The sequence below is a fragment of the Actinoplanes sp. DH11 genome, assembly GCF_020873875.1.
Lineage (GTDB): Bacteria > Actinomycetota > Actinomycetes > Mycobacteriales > Micromonosporaceae > Actinoplanes.
Genome location: NZ_JAHWGU010000016.1, coordinates 164,165 through 177,978 on the forward strand (window position 1 = coordinate 164,165; position 13,814 = coordinate 177,978).

Genomic DNA, 13,814 nt, shown 5'->3' on the forward strand with positions numbered 1-13,814 from the left:
GCGTCGTTACAGATAAGAGTGGACATAGTACTGTCCGTTTCATGGGCGAAGATCGATCTCTTGGTGGGCCGGGTGACCCCGCGGCCGTCCATTACGACGAGGAGGAGCGACCCGCCCGCGCGCTGACCGGCCGGTTCGGCGCGTTCGTCTCGATCGTCGCCTTCGGTGTCGCGCTGCTGGTGCTCTGGCAGGTCTTCCGGCCGCTCGCCCAGGGCAGCCAGTTCTACTTGATCATCTTCCTGGCCGGTACGCTTCCGCTGGTCTTCCTCGCCTACCGGATGGGGCTGGGGACCCGCGGCGGCCGGGACCGGCCCACCGTGGCCGACCTGCTGCTGGCCGTGCTCGCGCTGGTGGTCTGCCTCTATCCGGTGAACCCGTTCGGCGGCGGTTACGACGCCTTCCTCAACCGGCAGGGCCTGCTCGAATCCGTGGACGTGGCGTTCGGCGCGGTGCTGCTGGTGCTCGTCGTCGAAGCCTGCCGCCGGACCACCGGCTGGGCGCTCCCGGTGGTCTGCCTGGGCTTCCTGGCGTACGGCTACTACGGCGGCCTGCTGCCCCAGCACCTGCCGGTCGCGCACGCCGGACTCGACTTCGCGCAGATCGTCGACGCCCTCTACAACTCCGGCAGCGGGTTCTACGGCACGCCGCTGGACGTCGCGGCCACGTACATCGTGCTCTTCACCATCTATGGCGCCGTGCTGGAACTCTCCGGCGCCAGCCGGTTCTTCGTAGACCTCTCGGTCGCGGCCTTCCGCCGTTCGCGCAGCGCCGCCGGGCGGACAGCGGTCGCCGCCGGCTTCCTGCTCGGCACGGTCAGCGGATCGGGTACGGCCACCGCGGTGAGCGTCGGCGCCGTCACCTGGCCGATGCTCCGCAAGGCCGGTTACCCGCCGGAGCAGGCCGGTGGCATGCTCGCCGCGGCCGGGGTCGGCGCGATCCTCTCCCCGCCCACCCTCGGCGCGGCCGCGTTCATCGTCGCGGAGTACCTGAACGTCTCCTACCTGACCGTCCTCGGCTGGGCGATGATCCCGACGGTCCTCTACTACCTGGGCATCCTGCTCGCCGTCGAGATCGACGTGCGCCGGTTCGGCGTCCGGCCGGTCGAGGCCCCGGCGGTGAGCGCCCGGCGCCTGCTGCTCCGGTTCGGCTACCACTTCTCGTCGCTCGTGCTGATCGTCGTGCTGCTGGCGCTCGGCCAGTCGGCGACCCGCGCGGTCGTCTACGCGACCGTCCTGGCGGCGGCGCTGTCCTTCCTGGACCGGCGGGTCTGGCTGACCCCGCGCCGGGTGTTCGAGGCCCTTGCCGCCGGGGTGCGCGGCGTGCTCCCGGTCGTCGCGGTCTGCGCGGCCGCCGGCATCATCACCGCCACCACGACCAAGACCGGCCTCGGCGCCCAGCTCGCGTCGTTGCTGGTCAGCGGTGCGCAGGCGGTCACCGACAACCCGGCCGCGGTGCTCGCCCTGACCGTGGTGCTCGCCGCGGTCGCGCTGGCCCTGCTGGGTCTCGCCGTCCCGGTCACGGCCAGCTTCATCATCGGCTGGGTGATCATCGGGCCGGCGCTGCTCGCCCTGGGGGTGCCGGCGCCGGCGGCGGCGATGTTCGTCTTCTACTACTCGGTGCTCTCCGAGGTAACACCGCCCACCGCCCTGGCCGCGGTGGGCGCCAGCGCGATCACCGGCGGGCGGGCGATCCCGACGATGTGGCAGGCGCTGAAGTACGCGTTGCCGGCGTTCCTGGTCCCGATCGCGTTCGTGCTCACCGAGAACGGCGAGCACCTGCTCGCCCGCGGGCCGGCCGCCGGCGTGCTCGGGGCGACCGTGGTGGCGGCACTGGCCGTGCTCGGCCTGGCCGTCGCCGCCGGCGGCTGGGTGTTCGGCATCGGCCCGGCCGGCACACCGAGCCGCGTCCTCGCCGCGCTCGCCGGCCTCGCCCTGCTCTACCTGGAACCGGTCGCCGTCGCGGCCGGCGCCGCCGCCCTGGTGGCAGCGGCCGTCCTGGCCGCCCTGCACCGCCGCGACCATCCACCGGCACCCCCACCGGCGGCACCCGCATCCGCTCCCGCACCGATCGATCAGCCTGAGCCGTCCGACCCGACTCCTCGGAGGAGTGCATGAGAAGGATCTGGAGCATCACCCTGACCGGCGCCCTGCTCGCCACCGTCGCGGCCTGCGGCGGCCGGCAGGACAGCGCCGCCACCGACGCCGGCGGCGACGTCACCTGCGAGGTCGGCCAGGCCACCCGGGTCGGCATCGCGACCGGCAACGCGACGGGCGTCTACTTCGCCCTGGGCAACGCCTACGCCGAGCAGGTCAACGCGAGCGGCGGCAACGTGCAGGCGACCGCGTCCGAGACCGGCGCCTCGGTGCAGAACATCCAGCAGCTGGTCGCGGGCACCTACGACGTGGCGTTCTCGCTCGCCGACACGGCCGCCGACGCGGTCGGCGGCACCGGCAGCTTCACCGGCAAGCAGCCGGTGGCCGCGCTGGCCCGGATACACACCAACTACACCCAGGTGATCGTCCGCAAGGCGGCCGGGATCACCGACGTCGCCGGGATGAAGGGCAAACGGGTCTCCACGGGCTCCCCGAAGTCGGGCACCGAGGTGATCGCCCAGCGCGTGCTGACGGCGGCCGGGCTGAACCCGGAGTCCGACGTCAGCGCCCAGAAACTGGACCTCACCAAGACCGTCGACGGGATGAAGGAGGGCACGATCGACGCGCTGTTCTTCTCCGGCGGGCTGCCCACCCCGGGCATCACCGACCTGCTGACCACGGCGAAGGACCAGGTCGAGTTCCTCGACATCACGCCGCTGCTGCCGGAGCTGCAGAAGACCAACCAGGTGTACCAGGAGGGCGTGATCCCGGCTGCCACCTACCGGACCCCCGCCGACGTGAAGACGATCGTGGTCCCGAACGTCCTGCTGGTCCGCGAGGACCTCGACCCGGACGTGGCCTGCGTGCTGACGAAGACGCTCTTCGACCGCAAGACCCAGCTGGAGCAGGCGAACGCGGCGGCCAAGGAGATCAGCCTGGACACCGCCCGGGCGACCGATCCGGTGCCGGTGCACCGGGGCGCCACGAAGGCGCTCGACGACCTCGGCGCGCCGCAGTAGACGGAGCGTTCACCCTGGCCCGGCGGACGCGCCAGGCCACGCTGCTGATCGCCGGCGGGATCGGCGTGACCCCGATCCGGGCGCTGCTGGAGGACCCGGCGATCGGGTCCGATGTGGTGGTGCTCTACCGGGTGCGTACCGCCGCCGACGCGGTCCTGCTCGGCGAACTGCGCAACCTGGCCCGTGCCCGGGGCGCCCGGCTGCACGTGATCAGCGGCCGCACCGGCGGGCGCAACCAGCCCTTCCAACCGGCGAACCTGCTGACCCTGGTGCCGGACGTGGCCGTGCGCGACGTCTACGTCTGCGGCCCGGCGCCGCTGACCCGGGCGGTGCTGGCCGCCCTGCGGTCGCTGCGGGTCCCGTCCCGGCAGGTCCACGCCGAACTCTTCCGCCTGGCCGCCTGAGCCGCGCCCGGCCCTCTGAGCCGTGCGTCTGAACCGGCGTGCCGCTCGCCCGCGCGCTGCTCAGACGTCGTGGACCTCGAGGACCCGGGTGGTGGGTGCGGCGTCGCCGAGCCGGGCGCGCAGGGACCGGCGTTCCGGGTCGTCCAGGAAGGATCGCAGGCCGGCGCGGTCCCGGAAGCGGATCACGTGGACCTCGGTGCCGTCCGTGGTGTCGCGCATCCGCCGTTCCAGGACGCCGCCGTGCCGGTGCAGCAGGGTGAGCACGTCGTCCTCGTACCGCCGGCCAGCCGCCACCCGCCCGGCCGCCATCTCCACCACCGCGACCAGCAGCAACCCTGGATCCGTCATCCGGCCAGTATCCCCATGATCGCGGGAGCTGTCATGATGCGCGGATGAGTGCGAGGTTGCGGGCGATGGCGACGGAGACCCTCGCCATCGTGGCGGACGGGCGGCTCGGCGGGGCCGACATCTCCGGTGCGATAGCGGACGCGGTCCGGGGTACCCGGCTGTACCTGCCCGGCGACCCGCTGCCGGAGCCGGTGCCGGTGGCCGGCCCGCCGGTCGTGGAGGTCACCGGCGAGTCCACTCTGGCCGCGGCGGCGCGGCTCGACGACCCGCTGTGCCTGAACTTCGCCTCGGCGCGCAGCCCGGGTGGTGGTTTCCGCAACGGGGCGCAGGCGCAGGAGGAGAGCCTGGCCCGCAGTTCCGCGCTCTATCCGTCCCTGCTCGCGGCCGGTGACTTCTACGCGTTCCACCGGGCGGACCGCGGCCTGCTCTACACCGACCGGATGATCTACTCGCCGCGGGTGCCGGTGTTCCGGGACGATCGGGGGCGGTTGCTGGCGGTGGCGTACCCGGTCTCGTTCCTCACCGCCGCCGCCCCGAACCGCGCGATGATCGTCCGTGACCAGCCGGACCTGTTGCCGCAGGTCCCCGGGGTGCTGGCCGGGCGGGCGGAACGGATCCTGCGGGTGGCGGCGGCGCACGGGCACCGGGAGATCGTGCTGGGCGCCTGGGGCTGCGGCGTCTTCGGCAACGACCCGGGGCAGGTCGCCGACGTCTTCGCCGCGGCGCTGCGCGCGGCACCGTGGTTCGAGCGGGTCGTCTTCGCCATCCTGGACCGCCGCGAGGAGGTCCGCGACGTGTTCCGGGCCCGATTCCCTTGATCGTGCCGCGCGGGGACCGTTGCCCGGCAGATCGTGCCGCGCGGTCCGCGGCGACAGCTCCGCGGCGGGGCCCGGCCCCGGTAGGCTGACCGGAGACTTCCGCTCGGCAGGGGACCGGCAGGTGGGCTGCGATGGCGATGAACCCGACGGCGATGAACCCGGCGGCGGGCGGTGACGACGTCCTGGTCCGGTTCGGCCGGTGGGCGCTGGGCAAGGTCTGGTTCGGGTGCGTGCTCTCCGGCGGCTGGGCGATCGGCCGTCATTACGACTGGTCGCAGGCTTTTCTCACGGTCGCCGCGGTGCTGGGTGCGATCGGTCTCGCGCTGGCCACCTCGTTCCTGCCGATCTGGACCCGGGAGCGGCCGAGCGGCATCCCGGTCGTCGACGTCGGCCTGCGGGTGATGGTCTGGGGCGGCCTGGCCGGGTCGGTGCTGGCGCTGCTGCTGAGCCTGCCGGCGATCGGGATGGTCGCGGCCGCGCTGCTGCTGAACACGGCGGCGCGCACCTTCGGTGATCCGTTCCTGCCGGTCCTGCGCCGGTTGCGCATCACTCCCGACGTGCCGTACCGCGACCTGAGGAAACGTGACGCGGCCCGCACGGGCTTGAAATAGGTATGCCGTCATACCTAATAATGGACTCATGACCGGACCGGACGACGCTGTGGCGTTGATGCACCTGGCACACCAGCTGCATCGCAACCTTGAACGCCGCATCCAGTCCGATTTCGCTCACCCCAAGCCGCCCGAGATGCAGACCATCGCGCTGTGGCAGGTCCGGGAACGCCCCGGCATCACGGTCCGCGAGCTCGCCGACGAGCTCCAGCTGCGGCCCAACAACGCCAGCGCCCTGGTCACCGCGATGGTGAACGCCGACCTGCTGCGCCGGGAACCCGACGAGCGGGACCGGCGGGTCGTGCGCCTGCACACCACCGACGAGGCGCAGCGCCGCATCGACGAGGTGCAGGAACTCTTCACCGGCTACCTCACCACAGCTCTGGAACGGCTCGGCCCCGAGCAACGGGCAGCAGTGCGTGCCGCGTTGCCCAGCCTGACGGAACTGGCCGGACTCCTCCGGTCGGACGGTCGCTGAGCTTTCCCCGTACCGCATCGCCTCGCGCGCAAGCGCAATCGGAACATCCCAGATGGAGCCCCACCATGCCTCCGGCAACCGTGACCGCATCACCCACCCCCGCACACTCCCCGCCCGGCGCGGCGGGCCGCCGGGGCAAGCCCTGGCTGTCCCTGATCGCCGTCGCGTTCGGCCTCTTCATGGTCGGCCTGGACGGCAGCGTCGTCTCGATCGCCAACCCGGAGATCGGCCGCGACCTGGGCGCCAGTACCGCCGAACTGCAGTGGGTGACCAACTCCTACCTGCTCGCCCTGGCCGCCGCGCTGATCCTCGGTGGCAAGCTCGGTGACCGGTTCGGACGGCGCCGCTACTACCTGATCGGCGTCGCCGGCTTCACCGTCGCGTCCGTCGCCATCGGACTCGCCGGCTCCATCGAGGGCGTCATCGCCTTCCGCGCCCTCCAGGGCTTCTTCGGTGCGCTGCTCATGCCCAACACGCTCGGTATCCTGCGCGCCACCTTCCCGCCGAAGAAGTTCGGCATGGCGGTCGGTATCTGGGCCATGGTCTCCTCGGTCTCGACCGCGCTCGGCCCGATCGTCGGCGGCCTGCTGGTGCAGCACGTCAACTGGGAGTCGGTCTTCTACATCAACGCGCCGATCGGCGTCATCGCCCTCGCCTTCAGCGCGTGGGTCCTCGCCGAGAGCAAGAACTCCACCGGACGGCACCGGTTCGACGTGCCCGGCGTGCTGCTGCTCGCGGCCGGCCTGCTCGTGCTGGTCTTCGGCGTGGTCAAGGGCGAGACCTGGGGCTGGGGTTCGGCGAGCACGATCGGCACCATCGTGGCCGGCCTGCTGATCCTGGTCGTCTTCGGCTGGTACGAGACGCGCCAGGAACACCCGCTGCTCCCGATGCGGCTCTTCCGTAACCCGGCCCTCACCATCGGCGCCGTGATCACCGCGATCAACTTCTTCACGCTGCTCGGCTCGATCTTCTACATCATGCTGTACCTGCAGAACGTGCGCGGCTACACCCCGGTGATGGCCGGCGTGCTCACCCTGCCGCTCAGCCTCGCCTCGGTGGTCGCCTCCCCGATCGGCGCGGCACTCACCGACCGGTTCGGCCCGCGCCTGACCATGCCGCTCGGCATGGTGCTGCAGGGTGCCGCCTCGTTCGGCCTGCTCCTGCTCGACACCGACTCCAGCTTCAACGCGATGTGGCCGTCCTTCGTCGGCCTCGGCCTCGGCGTCGGCATGGTGATGGCCGCGTCCTCCGAGGCGATCGTCGGCAACGCTCCGGTCAAGGACGCCGGTGTGGCCGGCGGGCTCCAGGCCACCATGCTGCAGATCGGCGGCGCGCTCGGCACGTCGGTGCTGATCTCCCTGATCAGCAGCCGGGTGGGCAGCACGCTCGTCGACTCGCTCACCGGCGCCGGCGTGCCCGCGCCCCTGGCGCAGGGCCTCACCGAGGCCGAGGACGCGGTGAGCATGGGCGTCGCGCCGGTCTCGGCGGAGATGACCGATGCGGTACGGGCGGCGGTCGTCGACGGTGCCGGAACCGCCTTCATGCACGGGGTGCACACGGCGGCGCTCGTCGCCGGCATCCTCTGCCTCGCCGGTGCGGTCGTCGCGGTCGCCGGGATCCGCCGCGGCACGCCGGCACACCAGTAACACCGGCACCACAGACCCCGGCGCGTACCGTCTGCGCGCCGGGGTCTCAGCAGGTGGGGGCAGGTTGCCGACTGGTTGTACATGAGTGTGATGACAGCGGAGGCCGTGGTGCCGCGGGCCGGCGGCCGCGGGTTCTGGGCGGACCTCAGTGTCAACATCAAGGTCCTGGTGGCGGTGAGTGTGGCGGCTGCCGTCGCCCTCCTGGTCGGGGTGCTCGGGCTGCGGGCGCTCAGCAGTGCGAGCGACTCGGCGCAGCAAATCTACAGCGGCAACGTGCTCGGCGTGGCGGCGCTGGGCGACGTGCAGAACGACATGACCCAGGCCCGGCTGGACCTGTCGAACAACGCGGTCAACCGGGACACAGCCACGAAGCAGCAGTACGCCACGGCGTTCGCCGACGACGTGCAGGCCATCGAGGAAGGCTGGACGGCGTACCTGGCAACCAACCCGGTTCCGCCGGCCGCCATGATCGAGGACGTCCGGGCGGACTGGCAGCAGGTCGTGGACCTCGCCGAGGACCAGCTGCTCCCGGCATCCGCCCGCAACGACCTCGCCACCTGGGCGCAGGTCCGCAACGGGGAGATGGCCGGTCTGATCACCGAGGTCAAGGAACACCTCGGGGAGATGACCGAGATGGAGAAGGCATCCGCCGCGCAGGCCGCCGAGGACGCCCGCAACTCCTACGAGTCCAGCCGGCTGCAGTCCATCGGCCTGCTCGTCGCCGGCCTCCTCGGCGCGCTAGCCCTCGGCCTGCTGGTGGCCCGCGGCATCGTCCGCTCCCTGAGCCGGGTCACCGACGTCTGCGAAGGCCTCGCCGACGGCGACCTGACCCGCACCTCCGGTCTCACCTCCGCCGACGAGCCGGGCCGGATGGGCCGGGCCCTGGACACCGCGGTCCTGCGCCTGCGCGAGACCGTCAACACCATCGGCGGCTCCGCGGCCACCCTGGCCGGCGCCTCCGAGGAACTCTCCACGGTCAGCGCCCAGCTTCAGGGCGGTTCTGCCGACGTGGCCGCCAAGGCCGACTCGGCCAGTTCCGCCAGCGAAGAGGTGAACACCGGCGTCCAGTCGATCGCTGCCGGCGCCGAGCAGATGAGCGCCTCGATCGCCGAGATCGCCTCGAACGCGTCCCACGCCGCCCGGGTCGCCCAGGAAGGCATGGCCGTCGCCGAACGCACCAACAACCAGGTCGCCGAACTGGGTGCGGCAAGCGCCGAGATCGGCGACGTGGTCCGGCTGATCACCAGCATCGCGGAACAGACCAACCTGCTCGCCCTGAACGCCACCATCGAAGCGGCCCGCGCCGGTGAACTCGGCAAAGGCTTCGCCGTGGTGGCCGGCGAGGTCAAGGAACTCGCGCAGCAGACCGCCAAGGCCACCGAGGAGATCACCCAGCGGATCGGCGCGATCCAGGAGTCCAGCAACTCGGCGGCCGCGGCGATCGGCGAGATCACCCACGTGATCCAGCAGATCGGCGACTACACCACCACGATCGCCTCGGCGGTGGAGGAACAGACCGCGACCACCGGCGAGATGAGCCGGTCCGTCGCGGACGCCGCCACCAGCAGCGGGGACGTCGCCCGTACCGTCTCCGGGGTCGCCGAGGTCGCGAACGCGACCGCCGACGGCGCCCGGGCCACCCAGCAGGCCGCCGCCGACCTGACCCGGCTCGCCGGCGACCTGGCCAACCTGGTCGGCGGATTCAAGCACTGAATCCCTCGGGTCCGCAGCCCTGCCGCCGATCCTTCAGTTGCCGGCCCCCACGCTCCCCGATCCTCTCCCGTCGCCGGCCTTCCCACCTCGAACCGGAGTACTGGATGAGTAACGACGCACCGTACGGGCTGAACCGCCCGACTGCGGACGACGCCCGCGCCGCCGTCCTGCGGGTGCACGGCGACAACGGTCCGCAGATCTGGGAACAGCTGGTCCGGGCCGCCGGGTCGGACACCTCGCTGGACCGGCTGCTGCCCGCGATGGCCGCCGCCGACCCCACCACCCGGCTGTGCGCGCTCGCCCTGCGGATCCGGGTCACCACCCACACCGAACTCGCCGCCGCACAACTGACCATCGCCAGGAGCTGACGTGCAGCACACCGAACTCTACGACCGACTCGGCGAGCCGGAGCGGATGCGGGACATCGCCGGGCTCGACCTGCTCAACCCCGACCTGCGAACCAGTCTCGACGAGATCGCCGAGCGCAGCGCCACCCTGCTGGAGGCGCCGGTGTCACTGGTCTCCGTGGTGCTGGACACCTCCCAGCTGATACTCGGCTCGCACGGGGTGTCCGGATGGGTCGAACAGGCACAGGGCACCCCCGCCGAGTGGGCGATGTGCACGCACACCGTGCTCGCCGGTGAGCCGTACTGCGTCATCGACGGATACGAGGACCCCAAGCACATCGACAACCCGTTCCTGCGGATGACCGGGCTGCGCAGCTACCTCGGCGTGCCGCTGCTCGGCGTGGGCGGCCAGGTGATCGGGGCGCACTGCGTGATCGACGCCCGGCGGCGGATCTTCACCGATGTGGACCTGGCGGTGCTGACCGACGGCGCCGAGAAGGTGATGCGGTTGCTGCAGGCGTACCCCGCCTGATCTTTGTTCCCGCCCTTTCTCCTACCGCTTGATTTTGTGGCGATCGCTTCTCCGGTCGCGGCCTGATCTCGCCTTTTGCGCCGTCCGTCTGCCGCCGCCGGAAAAATGTCATAGGCAGGCGGCATCATCGCCACATGGGACAACCAGCCACACCGATCCGCCGTCGCCTCGAGCTCAGCATCGCCGAGGCGCGCCTGCGGTTTCAGCAACTCGTGCGCGTGACCGGGCTGACCGGCCAGGTCACGGTCGTGGTCGACGGCGGCCGGCCGATCGCCGCCATCGTGCCGATCAAGGATCTGCCGGGGGAGGGCCCCCCGGCCGGCAGGCCGCCCGCCGGGGCGCCACCGGCCTCGGCGCCGTCCTCCGGCGCGCCGCCCGCCGGGGTTCCGGTGGCGCAGCGGCCGGTGGCGCCGATCCATGCTGCGGCGCCCCGGGCCGAGGCCGGCTGGCTGGAGCGCATCGAGAAGGTCCGGGCGGATGTGCGCCGCCAGCACGCCGGGCGGATCCGCGAGCTCACCCAGGCGCTCGACGAGGCGTGGCAGGCGCTCGACGCGGCACGTCCCGCCGGTACCGATCGGGTGGTCGACACCCTGCGCGCCGCCCATGCCGACCTGCGCACACCACGATGATCAATGGATATTTCACCTACCGGGGCGGGGGTAAGATCGGACGATGGCTGAGCAGCTCGACCTGTTCGTGCCGGGGGTGGTGTATCTCGATGTCATCTTCACCGGTCTTCGTGAGCTGCCCGAGCCCGGGACCGAGGTGTGGGCGCCCGGGATGGGTTCGTGCCCCGGCGGCGTCGCCAACCTGGCGGTCGCGGCCAGCCGGTTGGGCCTGCACACCGGGCTCGGCACGGCGCTGAGCACCGACGCCTACGGCGAGTTCTGCCACCAGGTGCTGAGCCGGCAGGAGGGGATCGACCTCTCCGGGTCGAAACGCGTGGACGACTGGCATTCACCGGTTACGGTCTCGCTCGCCTACGACCGTGACCGCAGCATGATCACTCATGGGCACCCGTTGCCGACCGACGCGGACGGGCTGGTCAACGGGCTGCCCGCGGCCCGCAGTGCGGCCGTGAGCCTTGCCGGTTCCGGGATGGGCTGGGTGCACCGGGCCAAGGCGGCGGGCACGCTCGTGTTCGCGGACGTCGGGTGGGACGAGACCGACACGTGGTCGCGTGACGTGCTCGCGGCGCTCACCGACTGCCACGCCTTCCTGCCGAACTCGGTCGAGGCGATGCGCTACACGCGTACCGACGATCCCCGCCAGGCGCTCGACAAACTCTCCGGTCTGGCCCCCGTCGTGGTGGTCACCTGCGGTGGTGACGGTGCCCTCGCCGTGGACGCGAGCACCGGTGAGGTGGCAGCCGTCCCGGCCGTGCCGGTGGCGGCCCTGGACCCGACCGGCGCCGGTGACGTCTTCACCGCCGGTTTCATCACCGGCACCCTGAGCGGCTGGCCGCTGGCCGACCGGCTCGCCTTCGCCAACCTGGTCGCGGCCCTGTCCGTGCAGCACTTCGGCGGGTCGCTCTCGGCCCCCGGCTGGGGAGACATCGCCGACTGGTGGCGTGACGTGCGCTGCGCCGCCGGCCGCCGGCACGACGAGTCCGCCGAGTCCGAACTGGCCCGGCGGTTCGGTTTCCTCGACGACGTGATCCCGCCCGGCCGGCGGGCCGCGGTGCACCGGGCCACCGCCACGATCGCCCGGCTCTCCGACGCCCGGGCCGAACACTGAGGACAGCATGCGACTGACGATCCTGGGTGGCGGCGGCTTCCGCGTCCCCCTGGTCTACCGGGCCCTGCTCGCCGATCACCGGCGCACCGGGATCACCGAGGTGGCGCTGCACGACGTCGACGCCGGCCGGCTCGCCGGTGTCGGGCGGGTGCTCACCGCCCTGGCCCGCGACGTGCCGGACGCGCCCGCCGTCGTCACCACCACCGACCTGGGCGAGGCCGTGACCGGTGCCGCGTTCGTGTTCTGCGCGATCCGGGTGGGCGGGCTGCGCGGCCGGGTCCGCGACGAACGGGTGGCGCTCGGCCTCGGCGTGCTCGGCCAGGAGACGGTCGGTGCGGGCGGCCTGTCGTACGGTCTGCGTACCGTCCCCGTGGCCCACCACATCGCCGCGACCGTGGCCCGTCTCGCCCCCGAAGCCTGGACGATCAACTTCACCAACCCGGCCGGCCTGGTCACCGAGGCGATGACGGCCGAACTCGGCGACCGGGTGATCGGCATCTGCGACTCACCAGCAGGCCTCGCCGACCGGGTGCTCCGGGCGGCCGGCGCCGACCCCGCCACCACCCGGGTCGACTACGCGGGGCTCAACCATCTGGGCTGGCTCTACGGGCTGCATCCGGTCGGCGACGCGGTTCCGGGTTCGCTGTCCGGCTCGGTCGGCGGCGCGGTTCCGGGTCTGTCCTCGGGCTCGCTGTCCGGGTTCACCGGCGGCGCGGCCCCGGGCGCGGCTGACCTCTTGCCGGGGCTCCTCGCGGACGGCGCGCTTCTCGGGACGATCGAGGAGGGGCGGCTCTTCGGCGTCGATCGCCTGCGTGAGCTGGGAGCGATCCCGAACGAGTACCTGCACTACTACTACGACCCCGCCGGCACCCTCGCCGCCGTCCGGGCGGCCGACCAGACCCGCGGCGAGTTCCTGCTCGAGCAGCAGGACCGCTGCTACACCTCGCTGGCCGGGCCGGGTGACCCGCTGGAAACCTGGCTGGGGGCCTGGCGGGAACGCGAGGCGACCTACATGGCGGAGAACCGCGAACTCGCCGGCGCCGGCGAGCGAGCCCACGACGAGTCGCGCCCGGCCGGCTACGAAGGCGTCGCGCTGTCCGTGATGCGCGCCCTGGCCCGCGACGAGCCGGCGCGCCTCATTCTGAACGTGCGCAACCAGGGCACCCTCAGCGTGCTCGACAACGACGCGGTGATCGAGGTGCCCTGCACAGTGGACGCCGGCGGCGCCGCGCCGGAACCCGTTGCGCCCCTGCCCGAGCACGGCGTGGGCCTGGTCCGTGCGGTGAAATCCGCCGAGCGCGGCGTCCTGGAGGCGGCGGCGTCCGGGTCACGGCTCGCCGCGGTACGGGCCATGGCCGCCCACCCCCTCGTCGACTCGGAGCGGCTCGCGGCCCGGCTGGTCGACGCCTACCGGGCGGAGTTCAGCGAACTGAGCTACCTACGCTGACCGAAAACGATCCGTTCCGACAGGCGGTCCGCGTCGACCCGGGCCGTACCCCTTCGCGACGTCCGCGGAGGTCAGCGGCCCGTGGCGGCGACCTTCCCCCGCAATGAGGAGTACGAGTATGTACGGATATGTCAACACCATGAAGGCGAAACCCGGCCACCGCGACGAAGTGGTGTCGATCCTGGTGAGCGGGGCGGACGGGTTGCGTGCGGCGGGGTGCCGGCTCTACGCGGTGGGCGTCTCGGACCAGGACGAGCAGACGATCCTGGTGAGCGAACTGTGGGAGAGCAAAGAACACCACGACGTGTCGCTGCGCCTGCCCGAGACGCGCGCCGCCATCGCTGCCGCCATGCCGATGCTGACCGGCGAGTTCGACAGCAAAGAGGCCACCATCGTGGGCGGCCTCTTGTAGCCCGCCTTGTGGTTGCCCGCAGGCGATGGGGGCGGTCGGTGACAGCTGGGTGGTGGGCTGTCGTTGGTGGTTGGTTGGGGGTGGTTGGTGACGGCCGTGGGTGACAGCTGGGTGGTGGGCTGTCGTTGGTGGTTGGTTGGGGGTGGTTGGTGACGGCCGTGGGTGACAGCTGGGTGGTGGGCTGTCGTTGGTGGCTGTTCCGGAGGTGT

Annotated in this window: 15 protein-coding genes; 14 read left to right on the forward strand and 1 reads right to left on the reverse strand. The window is 72.0% G+C overall.

What is annotated here, in order from left to right; translation table 11 throughout:
* The first annotated feature begins 41 nt into the window (after positions 1 to 41).
* From LPA41_RS23560 to LPA41_RS23570, 3 genes are read left to right on the forward strand one after another with little or no spacing between them, the layout of a single operon-like run.
* Positions 42 to 2,114, forward strand: a complete 2,073-nt coding sequence (locus tag LPA41_RS23560; protein WP_229072929.1) for a TRAP transporter fused permease subunit — start codon at positions 42 to 44, stop codon at positions 2,112 to 2,114.
* Positions 2,111 to 3,112, forward strand: coding sequence for a TAXI family TRAP transporter solute-binding subunit (locus LPA41_RS23565; protein ID WP_229072930.1), 1,002 nt, complete (start codon positions 2,111 to 2,113; stop codon positions 3,110 to 3,112). Before LPA41_RS23560 ends, LPA41_RS23565 begins: the two co-directional genes overlap by 4 nt.
* Before the next feature lie 47 nt (positions 3,113 to 3,159).
* Positions 3,160 to 3,516, forward strand: coding sequence for a hypothetical protein (locus tag LPA41_RS23570; RefSeq protein ID WP_308036603.1), 357 nt, complete (start codon positions 3,160 to 3,162; stop codon positions 3,514 to 3,516).
* Between the two features lie 60 nt (positions 3,517 to 3,576).
* Here LPA41_RS23570 and LPA41_RS23575 read toward each other — a convergent pair whose 3' ends face one another.
* Entirely contained in the window at positions 3,577 to 3,864 is a 288-nt protein-coding gene (locus LPA41_RS23575) for a hypothetical protein (protein ID WP_229072932.1), read from the reverse strand.
* 44 nt (positions 3,865 to 3,908) lie between these two features.
* Here LPA41_RS23575 and LPA41_RS23580 point away from each other — a divergent pair, with 44 nt between their 5' ends.
* From LPA41_RS23580 to LPA41_RS23630, 11 genes are all read left to right on the forward strand, one after another.
* Positions 3,909 to 4,682: a TIGR02452 family protein gene (locus tag LPA41_RS23580; RefSeq protein ID WP_229072933.1), complete on the forward strand. Its 774-nt coding sequence runs from the start codon at positions 3,909 to 3,911 to the stop codon at positions 4,680 to 4,682.
* Positions 4,683 to 4,813: 131 nt separating this feature from the next.
* Entirely contained in the window at positions 4,814 to 5,293 is a 480-nt protein-coding gene (locus tag LPA41_RS23585; RefSeq protein ID WP_229072934.1) for a hypothetical protein, read from the forward strand.
* Between the two features lie 28 nt (positions 5,294 to 5,321).
* Positions 5,322 to 5,771 carry a MarR family winged helix-turn-helix transcriptional regulator gene (locus LPA41_RS23590; RefSeq protein WP_229072935.1) on the forward strand — a complete coding sequence of 150 codons (450 nt, stop codon included), beginning with the start codon at positions 5,322 to 5,324 and terminating at the stop codon, positions 5,769 to 5,771.
* A 65-nt stretch (positions 5,772 to 5,836) separates the two neighbouring features.
* Entirely contained in the window at positions 5,837 to 7,417 is a 1,581-nt protein-coding gene (locus LPA41_RS23595; protein ID WP_229072936.1) for an MFS transporter, read from the forward strand.
* A 90-nt stretch (positions 7,418 to 7,507) separates the two neighbouring features.
* A complete protein-coding gene (locus LPA41_RS23600; RefSeq protein ID WP_306469611.1) occupies positions 7,508 to 9,130 on the forward strand; it encodes a methyl-accepting chemotaxis protein in 1,623 nt (540 codons plus the stop codon).
* Between the two features lie 104 nt (positions 9,131 to 9,234).
* Positions 9,235 to 9,498: a hypothetical protein gene (locus tag LPA41_RS23605; RefSeq protein WP_229072938.1), complete on the forward strand. Its 264-nt coding sequence runs from the start codon at positions 9,235 to 9,237 to the stop codon at positions 9,496 to 9,498.
* Position 9,499: 1 nt separating this feature from the next.
* Complete coding sequence (locus LPA41_RS23610; protein ID WP_229072939.1) at positions 9,500 to 10,009, forward strand: GAF domain-containing protein; 510 nt, start codon at positions 9,500 to 9,502, stop codon at positions 10,007 to 10,009.
* A gap of 134 nt (positions 10,010 to 10,143) precedes the next feature.
* Entirely contained in the window at positions 10,144 to 10,638 is a 495-nt protein-coding gene (locus LPA41_RS23615; RefSeq protein ID WP_229072940.1) for a hypothetical protein, read from the forward strand.
* Between the two features lie 43 nt (positions 10,639 to 10,681).
* The gene (locus LPA41_RS23620; protein ID WP_229072941.1) at positions 10,682 to 11,746 is read left to right on the forward strand and encodes a PfkB family carbohydrate kinase; all 1,065 of its coding nucleotides are present in this window, start codon (positions 10,682 to 10,684) and stop codon (positions 11,744 to 11,746) included.
* Between the two features lie 7 nt (positions 11,747 to 11,753).
* Positions 11,754 to 13,193 (forward strand): 6-phospho-beta-glucosidase, encoded by a 1,440-nt coding sequence (locus LPA41_RS23625; protein ID WP_229072942.1) that lies wholly within the window; start codon positions 11,754 to 11,756, stop codon positions 13,191 to 13,193.
* 118 nt (positions 13,194 to 13,311) lie between these two features.
* The gene (locus LPA41_RS23630; RefSeq protein ID WP_229072943.1) at positions 13,312 to 13,605 is read left to right on the forward strand and encodes a putative quinol monooxygenase; all 294 of its coding nucleotides are present in this window, start codon (positions 13,312 to 13,314) and stop codon (positions 13,603 to 13,605) included.
* The last annotated feature ends 209 nt before the right edge of the window (positions 13,606 to 13,814 follow it).